Consider the following 2,593-nt stretch of genomic DNA (forward strand, 5'->3'; position numbering starts at 1 on the left):
ATATCAAGCCAGCAGGGTAAGGTCTTGATAGCCTTGCCGGATTTTCCGGGATAGAGCAGGCGGTCGAGGTCGACGGGGGACAGTTCCGCCGGCAATGGCCAGACCAGGTTAGCTACCGTGAATCGGCCGAGGATATCGTGCTGTGGTACAGCCGATGCCGAGCGCTGCTGCGATGGTGCGATTTGAGCGACGCTGCTCAAATATCATGCGTAATACATTGATATAGATTCACATTTATGTTCTCGCGTTCTTCTTTTTACGTGCCATGCCATACCCCCGGAAGCTAAAAGTCTCCAGAGTATGGCGGAACAGAAGATGAGCGATCGGACAGAATCGGAATCGCTGATCGGGCTACCAGAATCAGTGATCGGATGAAATCAGAATCAGTGATCGGGCGTGACCGGAATCAGTGATCGGGTGAAATCGGAATCAGTGATCGGACGTGACCGGAACCAGCACAATGCTGTTTTTTATAGCGTATTACCGCCTGTTTCATTTGCTTGCGGACAGCATCTGAATAAATCATGCGTTGCCGCGCGTCATAAAAACGCAGGCTGAAGGGCACCGGGACGAGACGTGATTCTTGCACCAAACTGCGGTCATTAAGATAATAAACACAGCGATTGCCGTTATCCCAATATTCACATTTAATCACACAATATAACATGTTTATTTCCTCCCGAGTGGGTTGAGAAAAACAGGCATGACGTTTATTTGGCGCAAGCCAGCATCGGCGGATTTACGCCATGATAAAACAGAGCATTAATGCATTATTTATTCACTGACTCTTCGTCAGCCACCGGACATTTTCAAAATAAGGTGCAAAATTAATTTCAACCACCGCACAGGTGGTTAAATATTTTGCACTGTCCAGTGTTCTTATTAATGTGCCATCTTTTAAAATCCGGTTAGGTTGATAAATAAAACACGCGCCGCCCGGATAGCATTGATTAAATTGTTTGGCATTCATTCCTTACACACCTGCGATATCCAGCGACAGCGGCCGATATTGCCCGGTCTCGTCGATGCGCTCATAAATACGGATATAGCTTTTGCTGCTGACCACCTGCACCGCTTCCGCCAGTGCATCCATCGCCCGCAACCAGCGCGGGTCAGTGATATCATGGCGACACAGCTGCAGAACACGGGCCGGATTAATATCACCGTCCTTATCGGTGGAGAATGCCTGGTCAATAATGGCCAGCAGCTCCGGGCGCGCATTTTGTGTCCATTCCGCCATGCAATCATCAATCAATGCCTTAGCGGCCTGGATACGCTCATCAAAGGTAATGCGGTCCTGCAGGGCGCGGATGACCTTGTAGCGACCATCAAAGGAATACAGCGTCACAGTGCCTTTTCTACAGCCACGTTTTACCCCGTATTGCTCAATCGACAGGTCAATCAACGCCTGGATATCGACAAACGCGCGGTGTTTAAAGTCTCTTAATGCCTCATGCAGCAGCCTGGCGCGCGCCACAATATCGTTGACCAGCGCGTCGCGCTCCTTATCAATGGGTTTTACCATGACGTCTAGAATGAATGCGCCCTTGGCGTCCTGCCAGTAACCGGCGGGCACCGTATTTTCATGTGGATTAGTGGACATGGGGGGACTCCTTTAATCATATTTTCTTTTGCACCGATTTCAGAAAAATACAGCTCTATCAGTTGAAATAACAGATAAGCACATTTTCCCTCATCCTGTGTGAAATTTTTTCGTTTAGTCTGGACATTCGCATGAATGCCTTTTTCACCCATCTAAAATGGTCACTGTTAATTTAATCGTCATGGTAACCTCAATGTAATGACGTTGACCAAATCACCCGGCACCCACCTTTCATGAATGCCCCTTGCTTAAAACCACCCTGTGCGTTTTTGCCAAAGGTGATATAATCCGCCTGACCATTTTTTAATAACTGCTCACAGAGCTTATGGTGTTCAATACAGATAACCGGCGTACAGTTACGCAATATAACGCCTTTTACGCTAACACCTTTTATCATCAAATAACGAACAACGGCTTCTGCCTGCCTCATCACGGCGATAACATGATTGTTGGTCGACGCCTCTTTATGATGGAATGACATACTTTCCTCCTTTAATGAATCAGCATTTCTGCATAACGGTCGATTAACGTCACAGAAATCCCCTGATTGCCGATAGCGCTTGTCCGGGCCCCACCCCACGCGCCAGTTTAAACAGGCGGCGATAATTGCCCCGTGAATGCTTGCGAAAGACGGCGGCAATCTCCGGCGCAAGCGGCTCGCCCGATGCCTCGCCGTTCGATAACAGGCTGCCCAGAATGGCACTGAAATCCTCGGCTTCACTCTCTTTCCTGCGGGACTCGTAAGCGTACGCCCAGCGCCGTATTGACAGTTATTCAGCAGGGATGGTGAGGTTCCACGGCAGGAGCTCTTTGATTTTGTTGATGGGATGATCCGCGATAATCGCCAGCACATGGCGCAGATAGGCTTCCGGCGCCCCGCCGTTCAGTTTGCAACTGCCGATCAGCGTATACATCAGCGCCGCCCGGTCGCCGCCGCTATCCGAACCGAAGAACAGATAGTTCTTGCGACCCAGGCTTATTACCCGCAGC

General features: G+C 49.5%; 4 protein-coding genes and 1 pseudogene. All 5 read right to left on the reverse strand.

The window, feature by feature from the left end; genetic code table 11:
- Window positions 1-267 (reverse strand): annotated as a pseudogene (locus ACMX3H_RS18675) (IS21 family transposase); the annotation flags it as partial.
- 511 nt (window positions 268-778) lie between these two features.
- Window positions 779-970 (reverse strand): hypothetical protein, encoded by a 192-nt coding sequence (locus ACMX3H_RS18680; protein ID WP_415211848.1) that lies wholly within the window; start codon window positions 968-970, stop codon window positions 779-781.
- 3 nt (window positions 971-973) lie between these two features.
- A complete protein-coding gene (locus ACMX3H_RS18685) occupies window positions 974-1,603 on the reverse strand; it encodes a DUF3164 family protein (protein WP_415211849.1) in 630 nt (209 codons plus the stop codon).
- Between the two features lie 190 nt (window positions 1,604-1,793).
- Entirely contained in the window at window positions 1,794-2,084 is a 291-nt protein-coding gene (locus ACMX3H_RS18690) for a hypothetical protein (protein ID WP_415211850.1), read from the reverse strand.
- A 289-nt stretch (window positions 2,085-2,373) separates the two neighbouring features.
- The coding region (locus tag ACMX3H_RS18695; RefSeq protein ID WP_415211851.1) for a transposase domain-containing protein at window positions 2,374-2,593 on the reverse strand (220 nt) is incomplete at its 5' end.

The organism is Sodalis sp. (in: enterobacteria) (assembly GCF_047607725.1).
In the GTDB taxonomy this organism is placed as follows: Bacteria; Pseudomonadota; Gammaproteobacteria; order Enterobacterales; family Enterobacteriaceae; genus JBLKSS01.